Origin of the sequence: Haloechinothrix salitolerans (genome assembly GCF_042662605.1) — a bacterium.
GTDB classification, from domain to species: Bacteria; Actinomycetota; Actinomycetes; order Mycobacteriales; family Pseudonocardiaceae; genus Haloechinothrix_A; species Haloechinothrix_A salitolerans.
In genome coordinates, this window is sequence record NZ_JBHSXX010000001.1 from 2,157,966 (window position 1) to 2,175,411 (window position 17,446).

The window sequence follows — 17,446 nt, forward strand, 5'->3', positions numbered from 1 at the left end:
GGTGGCGGCGCCGAAAGCGCTGTCGGCCGCGCAGTCCAGGTTGCGGGCGTTGCAGCGCAAGGCTGCCCGCCAGCGCGGTCCCTATGACCAGCAGACCCGAACCAAGCGTCAGCCGTCGAAGCGTTGGCGGCGCACCCAGGCCCGCATCGGCAAGACCCACGCCCGCGCCGCGAACGTGCGCCGCGACGTGCTGCACAAGGCCACCACCACCCTGGCGCAGCAGCACCAGGTCATCTGCGTGGAGACGCTGAACGCGTGCGGGATGCGCGCCAAGGGCGGCGCCTACAAGCGTGGCCTCAACCGTGCCCTGGCCGACGCGGCGCTGGCGGAGATCAGGCGGATGCTCGGCTACAAGACCCGCTGGTACGGCACCTGCCTAACGAAGAGCATGCTCACGTTTGCTCACCAGAAGGCAACGGCTACCTATCCGCGCCCACGGTGTCGGTCCGATGTGTCAGGATCGACGGCATGCCGGACCGCCTCTCCGCACTTGACGCTTCCTTGCTCTACATGGAGGACAGGTCGACGCCCATGCACGTCGGTGGCGTCGCGGTGTTCGAGCGGCCGGAGGTTGGCTTCGACTTCGAGCTGATGTGCAAGCTGATCAACCACCGCCTCGGCTACCTGCCGCGCTACCGGCAACGAGTGATGCGGGTACCGGGCCATCTCGCCCGGCCGGTGTGGGTCGACGACGTCGACTTCGATCTGAACTACCACGTCCGACGTTCCGCGCTGCCCGCGCCTGGCACGGACGCCCAACTCTTCGAGCTGGTCGCGCGGCTGCTCGCCCGGCCGTTGGACCAGGGCAGGCCGCTGTGGGAGGCGTACTTCGTCGAGGGACTCGCCGGTGACCGCGTCGCCCTGGTGACAAAGACCCACCAGGCGGTCGTCGACGGCATCGGCACCATCGAGCTGGGCCAGCTTGTCCTCGACCCCGCGCCGGGTGAGCTCGATCCCGTCGAAGAGGAGACATGGCTGCCGGGCAAGACACCGAGCAAGACCGAGCTGATGTTCGACGCCGTCGCCGAGACGGTGCAGCAGCCGACGTTGCTGATGGAAAGCGCGAAAGCGGCCGCGGGTGATGCCGCGGCGACCGCCGTGAAGCTCGCGGGCGCGGTCGGCGGAGTGGCGTCCGCCATGCGGGCCGCGCTGAAACCCGCACCGTCTGGCCCACTCAACGTCGAGGTATCCGGTGGCAGGGTGTTCGCGGGCGTGCGCACATCGCTCGACGACTACCGCCAGATCAGGGCCACCCACGGCGGCACGGTCAACGACATCGTGCTCACCGCGATCACTGGCGCCCTGCGCGAGTGGCTGCTCGCGCGGAAAGCATCGCTCGAACCGAACAGCACGGTGCGGGCGCTCGTGCCGCTCGCGGTGGCCGACGCGAGCACCCGCTCCTACTCATCGGCGGGTATCGTCGGCAACGAGGTAGCGGCCTACCTGGTCGATCTGCCGGTGGGGGAGACCGATCCGGTGATGCGCCTGCAGCACATCAGTCACGCCATGGCACGCCACATCGAATCCGGCAGGTCGGTGGCGGCGCGAACGTTGCTGCGGGTCGGCGGATTCGCCCCGCCGACGTTGCATTCGCTCGGTGCGCGCACCGCGGGCACCTTCTCGGACCGGATCTTCAACCTGATGATCACCAACTCGCCTGGCCCGCAAATACCGATGTTCGCCGCCAACGCCAGGATGGTGGAGATGTTCCCGATCATGCCGCTGGTGCGCAACCACGCGCTCGCGATTGGCGTGACGTCATACGATGGGGGCGTCTACTTCGGACTCAACGGGGACAGGAAAGCCGTGTCGGACATCGACGTCTTCGCCGCGATGCTGCACGAATCCCTCGCCGAACTGAAGGGAACCACGCGATGAGGGTTTACCTACCCGCGACCATCGGCATGCTGCGCGAACTGGTCGCCAAGGACGAGTTCCTGCCCATCAACGGCACCGGGTTCGCGCTGACGCCCGCGTTGCGCGAGTCCTACACCAGCGGATCCACCGAGGAGTTGGAGTATGTCGCGCAGCTCGACGCGGCCAGGGCGTCGCTGCGGCTGATCGCGGCGGATCTGGAGGGCGAGGAGAGCGTGACACCGCGCAGAGTCGTCGTCGCCGCCGACCTCGATGACGTCGAGCAGCGGCCCGATCTGGACAACGCGGTGGTGCGGGTCGGTGGATCCGTCCCGATGTCGGCGGTCGCGTCGGTGCACGTCGACGGTGCTGACGCGGAGGACGCGGTGCTCGCCGCCGCCAAGGCCGTCGACGCCGCTGACCTGGGTGATCTGGACGCCGAGTTCGCCATCGGCGACGCCGAGGACCACGAGCTGGCCTGGTACGCGCCGCAGGAGCTCCCGTTCCTGCTCGAGCTGCTCTGAGCACGCTTCACCCTCGGGGATTTCTCTCGGCGGACGGCCCTCACGGTGGCCCGGTTCGTGCCAGGATGGTGGGTGACGGGGCTCATAGGACCAGCCCACACAGACCCGCCCACAAGGCGAACCACGGGAGAACACCATCATGGACGCGATCACATCGGTGCCCGCGCCGCGCAATGAACCGGTCTACACCTACGCACCGGGCAGCGCCGAGCGGCAGTCACTGCAACGCACCCTGACCGAACTCTCCTCGGCCACCCACGAGCTGACTCAGACCATCGCTGGCGAGCAGCGCATGGCGGGTGGCGAGCCGTTCCGCGTCGTCAAACCCCACGAGCACGGCCACGTCCTCGGCAATTGCGCGCAGGCAACGCCCGGTGACGTCGCGGACGCCGCTACCGCGGCGAAGGAGGCAGCGCCCGCGTGGCGGGAGCTGCCGTTCGACGAGCGCGCGGCCGTGTTCCTGCGGGCCGCGGATCTGCTCGCGGGCCCGTACCGCGACACCATCAACGCCGCGACGATGCTCGGGCAGTCGAAGTCGATCCAGCAGGCGGAGATCGACGCCGCGTGCGAGCTGATCGACTTCCTGCGGTTCAACGTCCACTACGCTCGTCGGATCCTCGCCGAGCAGCCGAACTCGGTTCCGGGCGCGTGGAACCGCATGGAGTACCGCTCGTTGGAAGGCTTCGTCACCGCGATCACGCCGTTCAACTTCACCGCCATCGCGGGCAACCTGCCCACCGCGCCCGCGCTGATGGGCAATACGGTGGTGTGGAAGCCGACGCCCACCCAGCAGCTCGCCGCGCACTTCACCATGCGGGCGCTGGAAGCGGCCGGTCTGCCGCCCGGCGTGATCAACATGGTGACCGGCGATGGCAAAGCCGTCAGCGAGGTCGCGCTGACCGACGCCGACTTCGCCGGGCTGCACTTCACCGGCTCAACGGCGACGTTCAAGCTGCTGTGGCGCACCATCGGCGAGCACCTGGACAGCTACAAGTCGTACCCGAGGATCGTCGGCGAGACCGGCGGCAAAGACTTCGTCATCGCTCATCCGTCGGCGCGCGCCGACACGCTGGTCACCGCGCTCGTGCGGGGCGCGTTCGAGTACCAGGGGCAGAAGTGTTCCGCCGTGTCCCGCGCCTACCTGCCGCGTTCGCTGTGGGAAGGTGGCGTGCGTGACGAGCTCGCGGACGTGAGCAAGACGATCTCGTATGGCGACGTCAGCGACCTGTCGCACTTCGGCGGAGCCGTGATCGACGCGCGAGCGTTCGCCAAGCACAAGGCGCTGCTGGACAGCGTCGACGCCGACCCCGCGCTCGACGTCCTCGTCGGTGGTGGTTACGACGACTCGGTTGGCTACTTCGTCGACCCGACGATCCTCGTCGCCTCCGACCCGAACCACGAGGTGTTCTCGAAGGAGTACTTCGGACCGATTTGCGCGGTCTACGTCTACGAGGACGACGAGTACACCGACATGCTGCGGCTTGTCGACTCCTCGGCGCCGTACGCGCTGACGGGCGCGGTGTTCGCCGACGACAGGGACGCGATCCAGCAGGCGCACCGCGCTCTCGGGTACGCGGCGGGCAACTTCTACGTGAATGACAAGCCGACCGGCTCCATCGTCGGCCAGCAGCCGTTCGGCGGGGCACGGGCGTCCGGCACCAACGACAAGGCAGGCTCGATGTTCAACCTGCTGCGCTGGACCAGCCCCCGGGCGGTCAAGGAGAACTTCGTCGCACCGACCGATCACACGTACCCGCACATGGGCTGAGACAGCGAGCGGGGCCTGCCACCGTCCGGTGACAGGCCCCGCTTCGTGCGTTCCTAGGCGATGACCGCCGGGTCAGTTACCGCCGGGGAAACCGCCAGGGCCGCCGGAGGTGACCTCCGAGGCAGGGGGTGCCTCGACGGTGACCGGCTCGCCCCACTTGCTGTAGGTCATGGAGACGTGGGCGTCGTCGAAGTTCATGCCCTCCGGCATCGGCTGGCCACTTGACTCCATCGCCTTGTTCATCAGCTCGCCCATGTTCATCGTGAACTTCAGCGGCAGCTGCTCGTCGCTGATCCATACCTCGACCGGGAGCGTGTCGAGCTGCATGTCCTTCGTGTCGAGCATCTGGTCCATGCCGTTGCCGTACTGGGACATGAGCTTCTCGACGTCGACGTCGATGGTGTACTTCGTCGCGGGGACGCCGTTGACCTCGGATTCCTCGGTCGAGGTGATGTCACCCGAGTCCTTGAGCATCTCAAGGGCCTTGGTGGGGTCGTTCTGCTCCATGGCCTTGCTCATGTCCATGCCGCTGGCCCCGGACGCCTGGTCGAGGTCCATCTTGATCCACGGTTTGGAGCTGTCCATGCCGGGCATGTTGGGCATCTTCATGTACATGGCGTTGTCGAGCAGTCGCATCTCCATGTCCATGTTGCCCTGACCCATGGCGCTCATGTCCATGGACATGGTCATGGCCATCTTGGTGTTCTCACCGTCGAAGATCCCCTGCCCTTCGCCGGTGGACGACATCATCCCCATGTTCATTTCCATGGTGAAGTGCGCCGACTTCTTCTCTTCCGTGCTCGCCGTCGCCGCGCTGACGAGGCTGACGGGGTCGGTGAACGTCTCGCCCGGTGACGCCTGGCCGGACGTCGTCTCCTCGCCGCATGCGCCCAAAGTAAGCGCGAACGCGAGGGTTCCGGCTGCGATCAGTGATTTCCGCATGGAGCTCCCTCAGTAGATTTGTCCTATTCCCTCCTCGGGACTGACGTTAGCAGGGCCGAAGAGGTTTCATGGTCGCGCCGCCCGTTGACGATTCGTTATCGCGCTAACCCGCGTCGATGCCAGCGCGGGAGGCGAGCAGGCGCCGCAGCGAGGCCAGCCTGCCCGCTGGCGCCTCGCCCTCGCCGATAACGGCGTCCAGGGCGCAATCGGGGTCGCTGGGTGGGCCGAGGTGGCCGCAACCGGGTGGGCAGTGCTCGGCCGCCTCGGCGAACTCCGCGAACGACGTGACGATGTCGTTCGCGGTGACGTGGGCGAGACCGAAGGAGCGGATGCCTGGTGTGTCGATCACCCAGCCGCCTTGTGGCAACGGCAGCGCGATCGCGGTGACCGAGGTGTGCTTGCCCTTGCCGATGGCGCTGACCTCACCCGTCAGCAGCTCGGCATCGGGGACAAGCCGGTTGACCAGGGTGGACTTGCCGACTCCGGAGTGTCCGACCAGCGCCGTCACGTGCCCGGTGAGCCGGTCGGCGAGCTCCGTGACCGGTGCGTCGTGGCGGGTCACGACGGTGGGCAAATCGAGGTCGGCGTAGCGGTCGATGATCTCGTCTGGCTCGGCGAGATCGGCCTTGGTCAGGCACAGCACCGGCTGCAACCCGCCGGTGTAGCAGGCGACGAGGCAGCGGTCGATGAAGCCGGTCCGGGGCGGCGGGTCGGCCAGCGCGGTGACGATGAGCAACTGCTTGGCGTTGGCGACGACGACCCGCTCATACGGATCGGTGTCGTCCGCCGTGCGGCGGAGTACGCTGGTGCGCTCGGCGACCCGCACGATCCTCGCGAGGGTGTCCGGTTTGCCGCTGGTGTCGCCGACCAGCGACACGCTGTCCCCGACGACGATCGGCGTGCGGCCCAGCTCACGGGCGCGCATCGCGGTGACGGTGCGCGCCGGGTCGCCGTCGACGGCGCAGGTCCAGCGGCCCCTGTCCACGGAGGTGACCATCGCGGTCACGGCATCGGCGTGCTTGGGCCTGCGTTTGCTGCGGGGGCGGGAGCCCTTGCCCGGGCGTACCCGGACGTCGGACTCGTCCAGCGTGCGCCAGTCCTTCGCTACCACCGCATCCCCTGCCTTCACCTCGCATGGAAAGCCCAGTTTGTCACCGTCCGCGGGCAAATCGTGCCACGATAAGGGTGCGACTGCGATGAGGAGGGCTACGAGATGTGCGGGCGCTACGCCACGACGAAGGATCCTGCCACGCTGGTGAAGGAGTTCGACGCGACCGACGACACGGGGGAGCACCAACCGCGGCCGGACTACAACGTGGCGCCGAGCCGCAAGGTGATGTCGGTGGTGTCTCGGCACCCGAAGGACGCCGACGGCGCGACCCAGCAGGAGGAGCCGCCGCGACGGCTACTGCGCGTCATGCGCTGGGGGTTGATCCCGTTCTGGGCGAAAGACGCCTCGATCGGCAACCGGATGATCAACACTCGGTCGGAGACCGCCGCGACCAAGCCCGCCTTTCGGCGCGCGCTGAAGCGGCATCGCTGCCTGATCCCCGCGGACGGCTGGTACGAGTGGCGGCGCGGCCCGAAGAAGGGGGAGAAGCACCCGTTCTTCATGACAACGACGGACGACTCGTCACTCGCGTTCGCCGGCATCTGGGAGACCTGGCGCGACCCCAATGCGGATGAGGGCGCCCCGCCGGTGGTGAGCTGCTCTGTCCTGACGACGGATGCCGTCGGTAACCTCACCGAGATTCACGATCGGATGCCGCTGCTGCTGCCGCGCGAACAGTGGTCGCACTGGCTCGACCCCGACGTCGAGGATGTCACCGACCTACTGCACCCGCCGTCGTTGGACGTCGTCGACAGCCTCGAGCTGCGCCCGGTGTCGGACAGGGTGAACAATGTCCGCAACAACGGTCCGGAGCTGCTGGAGCGCGTCGATGACGCCACTGACGCTACCGACCTCGACGCGCCAGCGTTGTTCGACAAGGACGAACTCGAAGTGCCATGACACGCATCGACATCGACACCCCCGTCGGGACCGCGCGCGCCGAGCTGCATTCCGCTGAGGAGGGCTCGGCGGCGCTGCTGCTCGGCCACGGCGCTGGTGGTGGGTTCGATGCGAAAGACCTAGTCGCGGTGACACGTGCCGCGCAGGCGTCCGGGGTGCACGTCGCGCTGGTCGAGCAGCCCTACCGGGTGGCGGGCAAGCGTGCGCCCGCCCCCGCGAAGCAGCTCGACGCCGCGTGGCTCGCCGTCGCCGAGGACCTGGAGCGGCGTTGGTTCGACGAGATGCCGATGGTGTTCGGCGGCCGATCCTCTGGTGCGCGGGTGGCCTGCCGCACCGCTGAGGAGGGCTCGGCCGTCGCGGTGCTCTGCCTGGCGTTTCCACTGCGCCCGCCGCGTACGCCACACAAGACGCGGCAGGCTGAGCTGGACGCGGTGACCGTGCCGACGCTGGTCGTCCAGGGCGACGCCGATCCGTTCGGCTGCCCCGAGGCTGGCAAGCACCACGAGATCGCGGTGGTGCGCGGGACCCATGCGCTCGACGCCGACCTCGACGCGATCACCCGCGCGGTGACAGAGTGGCTGGCCAGGGTGCTCCGGCCGCTGGGCTGACAAGGCCTCACCCAGCGATGGGGGCCACTGTGGCGGACGTCACGGCGATCAGGTCCTCCGGGGCGAGCTCGACCTCAAGCCCGCGACGCCCAGCGGAGCAGTAGATTGTCGTGCCTGCGTCCTTCGCGGAGACGTCGATCACCACGGGAAGGCGGCTGCGGTGGCCGAGTGGGGAGATGCCGCCGAGCACGTACCCCGTCGCCCGCTGGGCGGCGGCGGGATCCGCCATCGCGGCCCGTTTCCCACCGACGGCCGCGGCCAGCGCTTTCAGGTTGAGCTGGCCGGTTACCGGCACAACACCGACGGTGAGCTTGCCATCCACGTCCGCGACCAGCGTCTTGAACACCCGAGATGCGTCCAGCCCTAGCGCGTCGACCGCTTCGAGACCGTACGACTCGGCCTTCGGGTCATGCTGATAGGCGTGCACGGTGTGGGCGATGCCCTGCTTGGTGAGCAGGGTCGTCGCCGGGGTCTGCTTGCCTGCCACGAGGTGTGAGACTAGCTCACACCGGGAATGCCGAGCGTGACGGATGCGTTGGACGCGACGTGCCGACTTACACCGCAACCACCGCTGTTCGTGACCGTGCCCCGAGCATCCAGCTGGGTGGGAAACCGGGCGCGGTCGCCGCATCCCGCGTACCCTCGGCACGGTCGTCGACGTATCCGATCGTGCGGCAGAGGACCGAAACGCAACGGAAAGGGATCGGTGTGCCAGAGACCACCGACGCCGAGCAGGCCGAGTTGGCCGAGCGGTTCGAGCGCGAAGCCATGCCGCTACTCGACCAACTCTACTCGGCCGCGTTGCGGATGACCCGCAAGCCAGCCGACGCCGAGGACTTGGTGCAGGAGACCTATCTCAAGGCCTATGGTGCTTTCGCCTCGTTCAAGCAGGGCACCAACCTCAAGGCCTGGATGTATCGGATCCTGACCAACACCTACATCAACGGCTACCGGAAGCGGCAACGGCAGCCGGTGCAGCAGCCCACCGAGGAGATCACCGACTACCAGCTCGCGCAGGCGGCCAACCACACATCGCGTGGCCTGCGGTCGGCCGAGATCGAGGCACTGGACAAGCTGCCCGACTCGGACGTGAAGAACGCGCTGCAGCAGCTGCCGGAGGACTTCCGGCTGGCGGTGTATCTGGCCGACGTCGAGGGCTTCGCGTACAAAGAGATCGCCGAGATCATGGAGACGCCGATCGGGACCGTGATGTCGCGACTGCACCGGGGCCGTTCGCAGCTGCGTGAGCTGCTGTCGGACGTCGCGGCCGATCGTGGGTTCACCAGGCAGGGCCAGGAGGTGACGACACGATGACGGGCGAGTGCTCGGAATCCGAGGGCCCCGACTGCACGCAGGTTCTCGCCGAGGTCTACCTGCTGCTGGACAAGGAGTGCACCGAGGACCACGAGGCGGAGCTGCGGCAACATCTTGAGGACTGCCCGCCGTGCCTCGAGGAATACGGTATCGGGGAGCAGATCAAGCAACTGCTGGCGCGCAAGTGCGGCGGTGATCATGCCCCTGACCAGCTGAAGGAGCGGCTGCAGGCGACGATCCGCAAGACCGTCGAAGAGCGTTCCGGCTACTCGGTGTCCGAGTTCTCCGCCGAGGTACGTGAAGAACGGCGCTGATGAGGTGGTCGTCGCGCGGGACCTCTCGCGTCCTGCCGCGGCCCCCAGTGTCGCCCATGGCTCGCCGACGCGGGTGACGGCGGCGGTGGCGATCGGCAGCGGGAGGCCCCGCGCGAACGCCCGTTACGTGTTGGGCTTCTTGCCGTGGTTCGCGCCCTTCTTCTTGCGGTCGCGACGCTTGCGGGCTCGCTTCGACATAGCTGTCTCCTTGCCGGTTGGCTGCTGGTCGGCGGCGTAACGCCGCTGATCACCATGTGCTCTCCCGAGTCTGCCATGCGGCCCACCTGTGCTGACGACGGAGGCGGGGATGGTTTGATGCGAGCATGAGCACGCTCGCTGATCTGCTCGCCGAGCACACCAGCCTGTCCGGCGACGCGGCCGACCACCTGCAGACCGTGGTCGCGGAGTGGCAGTTGCTGGCGGACCTCTCGTTCGCGGATTTCCTGCTGTGGGTGCCGATCGACGCCGGCGCCAACGACGCCGACGCGGGTGGTGTCACCGGCGGGTATGGAACGGTCACCCATGGCGGCCATGGCAGCGTCACGAGCGGCGCACCGGCCCCAGCGGGTGCGCCGAGCAGCGCCGTCGACGACGTCGAGGCGGGAAGCGTCGAGTTCGTGTGCGTCGCCCAGGCGCGCCCCACGACCGGCGCGACAGCGCATCCCGAAGACGTCGTTGGCACGACGTTGGCCATCGCGGACTACCCGCAACTCGTGCGCGCGATCCGCGAGGTGCGCATCTTCCGGGAGGAGGACCCGTACTGGAACCGCGACGTGCCGATCCGCAGGGAGGCCATCCCGGTCTCGTTCGGCGACGAGGTCGTCGCGGTGCTGAGCAGGGAGACCAACCTCACGTTGCCGAGGGTGCCGAGCTCACTCGAGATCGCCTACCTCGCGGGCGCGTCTGATCTGTGCCAGATGATCGTTGACGGCACCTTCCCGAACTCCGAGTCGCTCACCGACGTCCACACCAGCCCCCGCGTCGGAGACGGCTTCATCCGGCTCGACCCGTCCGGCACCGTGGTCTTCGCCAGCCCGAACGGTCTGTCGGCGTATCACCGGATGGGTTTCGAGTCGGAGCTGATCGGCACTCGGCTCGCACCGCTGACCCGCTCGCTGATCGCGGACCCGTTCGACGCTACCGAGGTATCCCACCGCATCCTGGACGCGCTGGAAGGACGTCCGGGTAGCCGCACCGAGGCGGAGTCACGGCCGGGCGCCGTGGTGCTGTTCCGGGCGCTTCCGCTGCGCCCGGCTGGCGTGCCCGCGGGCGCGCTGGTGCTGGTCAGGGATGTCACCGAGGTCAAGCGCAGGGACCGCGCGCTGCTCAGCAAGGACGCGACCATCCGGGAGATCCACCACCGGGTGAAGAACAACCTGCAGACGGTGGCCGCGCTGCTGCGGCTCCAGTCGCGTCGCACGCATAGCGAGGACGCTCGGCACGCCCTCGAGGACTCGGTACGCCGGGTCGCCTCGATCGCGCTGGTGCACGAACGGCTGTCGATGTCGGTCGACGAGCGGGTGGATCTGGACCAGCTCCTCGACAAGGTGCTGCCGATGCTCAGCGAGGTGACCACGGCGGAATCGTCGGTCAAGTTGGCACGCGAGGGCAGCTTCGGCAGTGTCGTGGCGGACATCGCGACGCCGCTGGTGATGGTGCTCGCCGAACTGGTGCAGAACGCCGCGGAGCACGCCTTCGACCCGCGTCAGCCCGGCATGGTCACGATCGGAGCGTCACGATCCGCGCGTTGGCTCGACGTCACCATCTCGGACGACGGCAGGGGGCTACCCGCTGACTTTTCCCTCGAACGGGCCGATGGGCTCGGGCTGCAAATCGTGCGTACGCTCGCCGAGTCCGAACTGCGGGGCTCCTTAACGGTGCGCGGCAGGGAGCCACACGGCACCGTCGCCGCGCTGCGCATTCCCCTGGCGCGACGGTCGTGACGCCGATTCGAAGGGTCGCCGGAATTGTCCCTAGACAGCAGAAAAACCGGTAGCCGCCTACGCGGTACCGGTTCTCCGCTGATTTCTCGCGAGAGGCTTTCCGAATAGTTTCGGTTCAGGCCGTACGCATGCCGATGTGGGCGCGGCGGCGCTTGAGCGCGCGCCGTTCGTCCTCGCTCATGCCGCCCCACACGCCAGCATCCTGGCCGCTGGCCAGAGCCCAGGCCAGGCAGTCGGACGCGACGGTGCAGCGGTGGCACACGGCCTTCGCCTCGGCTTCCTGCACCAACGCAGGACCACTAGTTCCCACGGGGAAGAACAGTTCAGGGTCCTCGTCTCGGCAGGCCGCGCGGTGGCGCCAGTCCATTTCTGTGCTCCTTCATGGCGGCGCGGAGAAGCCCGCGCCATGGTCGTGAATGGCGGTCGTTCTTGGGGTGCTTGTGAATGCTTTCACGAACCGCTGGCTTCGGCAAGGGGTTTCGCAAGATCGGTGAGTCAGCTCACCTCGTCAGGGTGTGCCTCTGACCTGCGGATTCCGGTGGAAAATGCACTTGTCGGTGGCGAGGCGTTGCGGTGAACGGACATCATCGAGCGACGAGTGGTAGCCGCCACTTTGCCCGTGCTGATCAAGCTGGGCGGGTGTGGCGATGTCCGGCGCTTACACGACCACGGTGAGCGCGTCGCCGACGCTCCGGAACTCGACGCTGGTCCGTTCCCCGACTAGATCCCCGTCAACTTGCAAGTTTACCGCTTTTTCCGAGGTCACGCTGACCGTGTGTGCGCTGTCTCGCTGCACGAGCCCGCGCCGTGGCTTGCAGCCGGACGCGCTCAGCGCTCGCCGCAAGTAGCCGAGCACGCTGATGATGTCGAGGCTGCGGGGCGCGAAAACGCCGATGCCTCGCTCGAATGCGGCTCCTGGGTTGAGCCGGATCGGTCGTGTCCCGAGATAGGACCACGGGTCGGTGTTGGAGAGGAAAGCGCTGCGCACGGTGACCGGTTCCTCGTCGTCCACGCGGAGCGTGAGCTCCGGCCTGCTGTGCGCGGGCCAGAAGTAGGACCGTACCGCGACCCTGGTGTAGAGGGCGGGACCTGCTTCTTTGCCCCTGATCCTGTCGACGCCCGCCACGACGTCGGCGTCCCAGCCCATGCCCGCGCTGAAGGTGAACCAGCGGTCGTCGGCCGCACCGAGGCCGATGCGGCGTCCTCGGCCGCGTACCAGGGCGTCGAGCAGCACGTGCGTGGCCTCGACGGGGTCGGCCGGGTAGCCGAGCGCGCGAGCGAAGACGTTCGCCGAACCGCCAGGCACGACGGCGAGCATCGGTACGTCCGCGCGTGGCGCGTGGTCGTCACCGGGCGCGGGCAACACGCCGTTGACGACCTCGTTCACTGTGCCGTCGCCGCCGTGCGCCACCACGAGGTCGACGCCATCCTCCCGGGCGGCCGCGCCGATCTCCGCGGCGTGCCCGCGATGGGTCGTCTCGACCACGTCGAGCTTGACCTCGCTGGCCAAAGCGTGGGCGAGCACGTCTCGCCCTCCAGGCGTCGTCGCTGTTGCCTGCGGGTTTACGACAAGGACTGCGCGCATACCCGCAGAGTACGGCTCCCTTCTCCGGTTGTGTTGCCACTCCACCGGATCCCGTTGCGCGGGATCTTCTCGCGTCGGCGACAAGCGCACCCCGGCGACCGCCGGCTCATCACTGACGACACCACGATCATCGTAGGTTGGCGCCGGGAGGGAAACGTCCGAGTGGGTGGCGCTACCATCGATGTCGCTTACGGACAGTATTCCGCAGGGCTCGCGGCGACCGCGTCCGCCCCCTCGGACCGCGATGACAGCGAGGCCATGAGGCCAGTGAGGACAGTGAGAACCCGGTGCGGCGCGACGACCTCTTCCTTCCCGCTCCCCGCGAGATCCGTGTCGCCGGGGTGCTGACGACGTTGCCTGGCCTCGCCGCGGTGGTCTTCGCCGTGGTGCTTTTCGTGGACGCGCTGCTCGGCACCACCGAGACCAGCGGCGGCAACAGCGTTTATGGCCAGGCGTTTTACTACGTGCTGCTGGGGGCGGCCATGATCGCCTGCGGTATCGGACTGCTGCTCGGTCACACCTGGGCGCGCACCCCCGCGTTCGTGCTCGCGCTCATCGTGGGCGGTGTCGGCTGGTACGCCCTCGGACCGTCTGGTCAGCCGTTGTGGGGTGTGCCGATCCTCGTGATGGCCGTCGTCCTCGTCGTGTTGCTGTTTCGCGCGCCCTCGCGTGCCTGGGCGCTCGGCGAGTATCCCGACAAGGTTGACAGCGAGTAATCATGCCTGGGCGATCGACCCGGCTTGGATGATGCGGCACGCCCGAGCGAGTGAACGCGGTGAGGTCACCCCTCGGCTAGCGCGGCGAGTGGTTTGTCGGTGAGCCGGTACACCGTCCACTCGTCCATCGCCTCGGCACCGAGCGACTCGTAGAACTCGATCGCCGGGGTGTTCCAATTCAGCACCCACCATTCAAGGCGTTGGTAGCCGTTGGCGGCGCACTCCTCGGCCAGCGCCGTCAGCAGTGCCTTGCCGAGCCCGCTGCCGCGCTGCTCCGGCTGGACGTAAAGGTCCTCGAGATAGATGCCGTGCACGCCGCGCCACGTGGAGAAGTTCAGGAACCACAGCGCGCAGCCGACGACGGCACCGTCGACGACGGCGACGTGCCCGTACAGCGCGGGTCGTTCGCGGAACAGGGCCGCGGTGAGCTGCGCCGCGGTGAGGTGGCACTCGTCCGGTGCCTTCTCGTAGGCGGCCAGCTCATGCACCAGGTCAACGACGGCCTCGACGTCGTCCGGCCGCATGCGGCGGATGCGCGGGTCGGGCACTTGCGTCCTCCTTCGGGGCAGCGATCGGTGTTGCGATCCATCTAACAGTCGACGCCAGCGTCGCGCGAGTGAGTTCTGTGGCAAGCTACTCGTGAGTAGTAAGGAGTTGGCATGGCTGATATGTCTGGCGAAGCCCCCACCCCGATCACCCAGGCAACGCACGAGACCCGCACTCCGCCGACACTGGCGCTGTGGCGGCGACTGGCGAGCAAACCGGGCGGTAAGCGGCTGTTCTCAACGGCCATCTCGTTGAAGGTGCCGTACTTCGGCACTGTGCTGCCTACGGTGCGGGCGCTGGAGCCTGGCCGGTGCGAGGTCACCGCGCCGAAGTGGTTCGGCGTCTACAACCACATCAAGACCTTCCATGCCATCGCGACCTGCAACCTCGCCGAGATCGCCATGGGCATGCTCGCCGAGGCGACGGTGCCGGTGACGCATCGGTGGCTTCCCAAAGGCATGACCGTGAGCTATGTCGCCAAGGCGGAGACCGGGCTGCGCGCGGTCGCCGAGTTGCCGAGGATTCCCGAGTTTGGTTCCGAGGGCGTCGAGTTGCCGGTGCCGGTGACGATCTACGACAAGCGCGACAAGCCGGTCACCGAGGCGGTCATCACCGTTTGGGTCACGCCGAAGAAGTAACGTCGGACTCGGCGCGCAGATCCTCGTAGCGGGCAAGACAGTCCTTGTAGTCCGGCAGGATGCCCGCCTCCGCCGCCTCGGCCAGCGTGGGCGCGGCCTCGTCTCTGTCGGAGAGGATCGGATCCAGTTCGGTAGGCCATGGCAACGCGAGCGCTTCGTCCAGCGGATTGATGCCGTGTTCGGCACCGGGGTTGTAACCCGTCGAGCACAGGTAGCCAATCGCGGTGTCCTCGCTCAGCGCGACGAAGGCGTGGCCGAGCCCCTCCGCGATATAGACGGCGCGGAACGAGTCGGCATCTAGTCGCACCGAGTCCCACCGACCGAACGTCGGTGAGCCGACCCGGACGTCGACGACGAAGTCGAGCAGCGCACCACGCGGACAGTAGATGTATTTGGCCTGGCCAGGGGGTGTGTCGGCGAAATGGATACCCCGGATCACGCCGCGCCGCGACACGCTGTGGTTGGTCTGTTCCACGCGCAGTCCGTGACCGGTTGCCTCCCGGAAGGCCGCCCCCTGGAACGGCGCGACGAACAACCCACGGTCATCGGGGAACGTTCGCGGCGTGAAGAGGTAGGCATCGGGCACCGCGAGCTCACTTACCTGCATAGCAGCACTCTCGCATGACAGCGACTCGCCGCGAACAGGTGTGGGGTCGACCGCGCCGGGCGGCGGTGACGTGCCGTCGAGCGATCGGTGCGAGGTCGATGAGAGATCACTGACACAACCAGGACGTCGGCGCGACCACTGCTTGCCGGACCTGTCACACTAGGAGTAACCACGCTGTCCGCTGCCGCCGCGGTGCACCCTGAAGCGAGCGGCGAAGCCGGACATCGCGCCCTGCGACGCCGGTGCCACCGCACCGTTCCAGCGCGCTCCGGTACGGGCTATACGCACGGCGAAACGTGACGTCGCCGAAACCGCGGCTAGCCCGAACCAGGTCCGGACATGCCATGAGACGATGGACCGATCCCGTCGTGCGATCGTTCACGCCGGGTTCGGGCGCGATGGCACGACCGCAGCATGACAAGGTACGACACAACCCGGTCCGTCGACTACCGAGAACACGATGACAGGAACCACGATGAACGACCTGGCCAGCTCAGCCACCGTCCCCGCGACAACTCCGGTGACCAACGAAGAGATCTTCGTAGGCCACGAGGGTGGCAAGCTGTCCGTAGGCGCGACGCGGCCGATCTCGGACCCGCGTGAGTTGTCGATCGCCTACACGCCGGGTGTCGCCAAGGTCAGCACCGCGATCGCCGAGGATGCCTCGCTCGCCGCGCGCTACACCTGGGCGAACCGGCTCGTGGTCGTCGTCAGCGATGGCACGGCCGTTCTTGGGCTCGGTGACATCGGGGCGAGTGCGTCGCTGCCCGTGATGGAGGGCAAGTCGGTCCTGTTCAAGACCTTTGGCGGGCTCGACTCGATCCCGCTGGTGCTCGACACCACCGACGTCGACGAGATCGTCGAGACGCTGGTGCGGCTGCGGCCCTCGTACGGCGCGGTCAACCTGGAGGACATCGCCGCGCCGAGGTGTTTCGAGCTGGAGGACAAACTCAAGGACGCGCTCGACTGCCCCGTGATGCATGACGACCAGCACGGCACCGCGATCGTGGTACTCGCCGCCCTACGTGGGGCGAACACGGTGCTCGGCAGGGACATCAGCAAGCAGCGCGTCGTGGTGTCCGGTGCGGGAGCGTCCGGTATCGCCTGCACGAAGATTCTGCAGAACGCGGGAGTGGGCGACGTCACGTTGCTCGATTCGAAGGGCATCGTTCACGTCGGTAGGCCGGGCCTGTCGCCGATCAAGCAGGACATGGCGTGGTCGACGAATCGCGCGGGCTTGTCCGGTGGCATCGCCGAGGCACTCGACGGTGCGGACATCTTCCTCGGGCTCTCCGGGGCGACTATCGACGGGTCGCTGCTGAGCTTGATGGCAGATGACCCGATCGTGTTCGCGTTGTCGAACCCCGACCCCGAGGTGCACCCGGAGGTCGCGTCGAAGTTCGCCAGCGTGGTGGCCACCGGGCGCAGCGACTTCCCGAACCAGATCAACAACGTGCTGGCCTTCCCCGGTGTGTTCCGTGGTGCGTTGGACGCTGGCGCGCGGGCGATCACCGACAACATGAAGCTGGCCGCCGCTGACGCCATCGCCGCGGTCGCCGCGGACGAGCTGTCGGTGGACAAGATCGTGCCGAGTGCGCTCGATCCGAGGGTGGGCCCCGAGGTGGCCGCCGCGGTGGCGAAGGCCGCGACGGCCGACGGCGTCGCGTAAGGCCCGCGTAAAAGAGATCTTCGGTATTGGTCTTGGTGGCCGCATCCGATGCGGCCACCAAGACCAACGTCGTTCGGCTGAATGGCCTAACTCTGTGACCGGTCTCGCACGGATAGCGGTGTATCCGGGCTGTGACCGTCGTGCGACGCAGTGTTCGTGGTATCCGCCTTGATGTCGGTAATGCGAACTTCGCGGCGACGTATCCGCAGGTGAACGACCTCCTATGGCATGACCGCTGGAACGCCCCGCGCGTTGAGAACAACCACTCGCGCTGGGTCCATAGGTAGATCGGCGGTGGTTATCGCTCTCTGTTCCGGGTGATCGCGCGCTCTTAGCCTCGTGATCAGCGTTCACCCGAACGTGTTTCACCCCTAGAAGCGTGGGTCCAACCAGGACGCGCGCTGACC

The 17,446-nt window shown here is 67.6% G+C and carries 20 protein-coding genes; 12 read left to right on the forward strand and 8 right to left on the reverse strand.

Annotated elements, in window-relative coordinates; translation table 11 throughout:
* The first annotated feature begins 1 nt into the window (after position 1).
* The 4 genes from ACFQGD_RS10145 to pruA all read left to right on the forward strand — a co-directional run bounded on the left by ACFQGD_RS10145 (position 2) and on the right by pruA (position 4,146).
* Complete coding sequence (locus ACFQGD_RS10145) at positions 2–592, forward strand: transposase (protein WP_345405526.1); 591 nt, start codon at positions 2–4, stop codon at positions 590–592.
* Positions 511–1,878, forward strand: a complete 1,368-nt coding sequence (locus ACFQGD_RS10150) for a WS/DGAT/MGAT family O-acyltransferase (protein WP_345405529.1) — start codon at positions 511–513, stop codon at positions 1,876–1,878. The genes ACFQGD_RS10145 and ACFQGD_RS10150 overlap by 82 nt, the downstream gene beginning before the upstream one ends.
* Positions 1,875–2,378, forward strand: a complete 504-nt coding sequence (locus ACFQGD_RS10155; protein WP_345405532.1) for a DUF6912 family protein — start codon at positions 1,875–1,877, stop codon at positions 2,376–2,378. The genes ACFQGD_RS10150 and ACFQGD_RS10155 overlap by 4 nt, the downstream gene beginning before the upstream one ends.
* Positions 2,379–2,517: 139 nt before the next feature.
* The gene (gene pruA, locus ACFQGD_RS10160; protein ID WP_345405535.1) at positions 2,518–4,146 is read left to right on the forward strand and encodes an L-glutamate gamma-semialdehyde dehydrogenase; all 1,629 of its coding nucleotides are present in this window, start codon (positions 2,518–2,520) and stop codon (positions 4,144–4,146) included.
* A 72-nt stretch (positions 4,147–4,218) separates the two neighbouring features.
* Here the strand turns inward: pruA and ACFQGD_RS10165 are convergent, their stop codons facing one another.
* Positions 4,219–5,088: an SCO4651 family lipoprotein gene (locus ACFQGD_RS10165; RefSeq protein ID WP_345405538.1), complete on the reverse strand. Its 870-nt coding sequence runs from the start codon at positions 5,086–5,088 to the stop codon at positions 4,219–4,221.
* Positions 5,089–5,191: 103 nt separating this feature from the next.
* On the reverse strand, positions 5,192–6,199 hold the full coding sequence (gene rsgA, locus ACFQGD_RS10170) for a ribosome small subunit-dependent GTPase A (protein ID WP_345405658.1): 1,008 nt from the start codon (positions 6,197–6,199) through the stop codon (positions 5,192–5,194).
* 102 nt (positions 6,200–6,301) lie between these two features.
* Between rsgA and ACFQGD_RS10175 the strand changes: the two genes are divergently transcribed.
* Both ACFQGD_RS10175 and ACFQGD_RS10180 read left to right on the forward strand, forming a co-directional pair.
* Complete coding sequence (locus ACFQGD_RS10175) at positions 6,302–7,099, forward strand: SOS response-associated peptidase (protein ID WP_345405541.1); 798 nt, start codon at positions 6,302–6,304, stop codon at positions 7,097–7,099.
* Positions 7,096–7,707 (forward strand): alpha/beta hydrolase family protein, encoded by a 612-nt coding sequence (locus tag ACFQGD_RS10180; RefSeq protein WP_345405544.1) that lies wholly within the window; start codon positions 7,096–7,098, stop codon positions 7,705–7,707. Before ACFQGD_RS10175 ends, ACFQGD_RS10180 begins: the two co-directional genes overlap by 4 nt.
* 7 nt (positions 7,708–7,714) lie before the next feature.
* Here the strand turns inward: ACFQGD_RS10180 and ybaK are convergent, their stop codons facing one another.
* On the reverse strand, positions 7,715–8,194 hold the full coding sequence (gene ybaK, locus ACFQGD_RS10185) for a Cys-tRNA(Pro) deacylase (protein WP_345405547.1): 480 nt from the start codon (positions 8,192–8,194) through the stop codon (positions 7,715–7,717).
* Between the two features lie 221 nt (positions 8,195–8,415).
* Between ybaK and ACFQGD_RS10190 the strand changes: the two genes are divergently transcribed.
* A complete protein-coding gene (locus tag ACFQGD_RS10190) occupies positions 8,416–9,021 on the forward strand; it encodes a sigma-70 family RNA polymerase sigma factor (protein ID WP_390183693.1) in 606 nt (201 codons plus the stop codon).
* Entirely contained in the window at positions 9,018–9,335 is a 318-nt protein-coding gene (rsrA, locus tag ACFQGD_RS10195; protein WP_345405550.1) for a mycothiol system anti-sigma-R factor, read from the forward strand. Before ACFQGD_RS10190 ends, rsrA begins: the two co-directional genes overlap by 4 nt.
* Before the next feature lie 123 nt (positions 9,336–9,458).
* Here the strand turns inward: rsrA and ACFQGD_RS10200 are convergent, their stop codons facing one another.
* Entirely contained in the window at positions 9,459–9,533 is a 75-nt protein-coding gene (locus ACFQGD_RS10200; protein ID WP_390183696.1) for a 50S ribosomal protein bL37, read from the reverse strand.
* A gap of 125 nt (positions 9,534–9,658) precedes the next feature.
* On the opposite strand from ACFQGD_RS10200, the gene ACFQGD_RS10205 reads away from it, so the two are divergent.
* A complete protein-coding gene (locus ACFQGD_RS10205) occupies positions 9,659–11,278 on the forward strand; it encodes a sensor histidine kinase (protein WP_345405553.1) in 1,620 nt (539 codons plus the stop codon).
* Positions 11,279–11,393: 115 nt separating this feature from the next.
* On the opposite strand, the gene ACFQGD_RS10210 is transcribed toward ACFQGD_RS10205, so the two are convergent.
* Together ACFQGD_RS10210 and ACFQGD_RS10215 are read right to left on the reverse strand one after the other, a co-directional pair.
* Positions 11,394–11,645: a WhiB family transcriptional regulator gene (locus ACFQGD_RS10210; RefSeq protein ID WP_034270132.1), complete on the reverse strand. Its 252-nt coding sequence runs from the start codon at positions 11,643–11,645 to the stop codon at positions 11,394–11,396.
* 291 nt (positions 11,646–11,936) lie between these two features.
* Positions 11,937–12,863 (reverse strand): diacylglycerol/lipid kinase family protein, encoded by a 927-nt coding sequence (locus tag ACFQGD_RS10215; protein ID WP_345405558.1) that lies wholly within the window; start codon positions 12,861–12,863, stop codon positions 11,937–11,939.
* Between the two features lie 287 nt (positions 12,864–13,150).
* On the opposite strand from ACFQGD_RS10215, the gene ACFQGD_RS10220 reads away from it, so the two are divergent.
* On the forward strand, positions 13,151–13,579 hold the full coding sequence (locus ACFQGD_RS10220) for a hypothetical protein (protein ID WP_345405561.1): 429 nt from the start codon (positions 13,151–13,153) through the stop codon (positions 13,577–13,579).
* Positions 13,580–13,644: 65 nt separating this feature from the next.
* On the opposite strand, the gene ACFQGD_RS10225 is transcribed toward ACFQGD_RS10220, so the two are convergent.
* Positions 13,645–14,103: a GNAT family N-acetyltransferase gene (locus ACFQGD_RS10225; RefSeq protein ID WP_345405664.1), complete on the reverse strand. Its 459-nt coding sequence runs from the start codon at positions 14,101–14,103 to the stop codon at positions 13,645–13,647.
* Between the two features lie 144 nt (positions 14,104–14,247).
* On the opposite strand from ACFQGD_RS10225, the gene ACFQGD_RS10230 reads away from it, so the two are divergent.
* Entirely contained in the window at positions 14,248–14,763 is a 516-nt protein-coding gene (locus tag ACFQGD_RS10230) for a hotdog fold domain-containing protein (RefSeq protein ID WP_345405667.1), read from the forward strand.
* On the opposite strand, the gene ACFQGD_RS10235 is transcribed toward ACFQGD_RS10230, so the two are convergent.
* Positions 14,747–15,370 carry a dTDP-4-dehydrorhamnose 3,5-epimerase family protein gene (locus tag ACFQGD_RS10235; protein ID WP_345405564.1) on the reverse strand — a complete coding sequence of 208 codons (624 nt, stop codon included), beginning with the start codon at positions 15,368–15,370 and terminating at the stop codon, positions 14,747–14,749. The genes ACFQGD_RS10230 and ACFQGD_RS10235 overlap by 17 nt on opposite strands.
* A 460-nt stretch (positions 15,371–15,830) precedes the next feature.
* On the opposite strand from ACFQGD_RS10235, the gene ACFQGD_RS10240 reads away from it, so the two are divergent.
* Positions 15,831–17,039 carry an NAD(P)-dependent malic enzyme gene (locus ACFQGD_RS10240; RefSeq protein ID WP_390183692.1) on the forward strand — a complete coding sequence of 403 codons (1,209 nt, stop codon included), beginning with the start codon at positions 15,831–15,833 and terminating at the stop codon, positions 17,037–17,039.
* Positions 17,040–17,446: the final 407 nt, after the last annotated feature.

What these genes read in the sequence shown, in the direction of transcription:
- ACFQGD_RS10150 (WP_345405529.1), top strand. Translation starts at nt 511, where the DNA reads ATGGAGGACAGGTCGACGCCCATGCACGTCGGTGGCGTCGCGGTGTTC.
- ACFQGD_RS10155 (WP_345405532.1), top strand. Translation starts at nt 1,875, where the DNA reads ATGAGGGTTTACCTACCCGCGACCATCGGCATGCTGCGCGAACTGGTC.
- pruA (WP_345405535.1), top strand. Translation starts at nt 2,518, where the DNA reads ATGGACGCGATCACATCGGTGCCCGCGCCGCGCAATGAACCGGTCTAC.
- ACFQGD_RS10165 (WP_345405538.1), bottom strand. Translation starts at nt 5,088, where the DNA reads ATGCGGAAATCACTGATCGCAGCCGGAACCCTCGCGTTCGCGCTTACT.
- ACFQGD_RS10175 (WP_345405541.1), top strand. Translation starts at nt 6,302, where the DNA reads ATGTGCGGGCGCTACGCCACGACGAAGGATCCTGCCACGCTGGTGAAG.
- ACFQGD_RS10180 (WP_345405544.1), top strand. Translation starts at nt 7,096, where the DNA reads ATGACACGCATCGACATCGACACCCCCGTCGGGACCGCGCGCGCCGAG.
- rsrA (WP_345405550.1), top strand. Translation starts at nt 9,018, where the DNA reads ATGACGGGCGAGTGCTCGGAATCCGAGGGCCCCGACTGCACGCAGGTT.
- ACFQGD_RS10205 (WP_345405553.1), top strand. Translation starts at nt 9,659, where the DNA reads ATGAGCACGCTCGCTGATCTGCTCGCCGAGCACACCAGCCTGTCCGGC.
- ACFQGD_RS10210 (WP_034270132.1), bottom strand. Translation starts at nt 11,645, where the DNA reads ATGGACTGGCGCCACCGCGCGGCCTGCCGAGACGAGGACCCTGAACTG.
- ACFQGD_RS10215 (WP_345405558.1), bottom strand. Translation starts at nt 12,863, where the DNA reads ATGCGCGCAGTCCTTGTCGTAAACCCGCAGGCAACAGCGACGACGCCT.
- ACFQGD_RS10225 (WP_345405664.1), bottom strand. Translation starts at nt 14,103, where the DNA reads ATGCGGCCGGACGACGTCGAGGCCGTCGTTGACCTGGTGCATGAGCTG.
- ACFQGD_RS10230 (WP_345405667.1), top strand. Translation starts at nt 14,248, where the DNA reads ATGTCTGGCGAAGCCCCCACCCCGATCACCCAGGCAACGCACGAGACC.
- ACFQGD_RS10235 (WP_345405564.1), bottom strand. Translation starts at nt 15,370, where the DNA reads ATGCAGGTAAGTGAGCTCGCGGTGCCCGATGCCTACCTCTTCACGCCG.
- ACFQGD_RS10240 (WP_390183692.1), top strand. Translation starts at nt 15,831, where the DNA reads ATGACAGGAACCACGATGAACGACCTGGCCAGCTCAGCCACCGTCCCC.